1 protein-coding gene is annotated in these 590 nt (G+C 69.2%); it reads left to right on the plus strand.

The window, feature by feature from the left end:
* Positions 1-24: 24 nt before the first annotated feature.
* A partial coding sequence (locus tag VCS63_RS29720; RefSeq protein ID WP_323881931.1) for an autotransporter-associated beta strand repeat-containing protein occupies positions 25-590 on the plus strand: 566 nt, incomplete at its 3' end.

The raw sequence follows: 590 nt of genomic DNA on the forward strand, positions 1-590 counted from the left end.
AAACAGGGCGGGGGCACTCTCGTCTTGAGCGGCAGCAATAGCCATGACGGCGGTACGACGATCGAGGCAGGCACCTTGCAAATCGATCGCGATGCGAACCTGGGCGATGCCATAGGCGGCCTGGCATTCCATGGCGGTGCGCTGGCCACGACGGGATCCTTTGCTTCCTCGCGCGCCGTAACGCTTGCGCAAACGGGTCGCTTCGACGTCGCAGCTTCGACCACGCTGGGCGTGAACGGCGCGGTGTCGGGAGCAGGCGGGCTCGTCAAGAGCGGCGGCGGCGCGATGGTCTTGAACGGCAGCAACAGCTACGTCGGCGGCACGACGATTGCCGACGGCATCCTGCGTATCGGCCGCGACGCGAACCTGGGCGCCGCCGCAGGCGGCCTGACGTTCAACGGCGGCACGCTGGCCACCACCGGCACGTTCGACATCTCGCGTGCCGTGACGCTGGCGCAAACGGGCCGCGTCGACGTGGCTGCCGGCACGACGCTGGGCTTGTCCGGCCTGGTGTCGGGAGGCGGCTCGCTCGTCAAGGCCGGGGCCGGCACGCTGGTGCTGGACGGCATCAATGCCTATGGCGGCGGCAC

The sequence above is a fragment of the Achromobacter sp. D10 genome (assembly GCF_035282245.1).
GTDB lineage: Bacteria > Pseudomonadota > Gammaproteobacteria > Burkholderiales > Burkholderiaceae_B > Achromobacter > Achromobacter insolitus.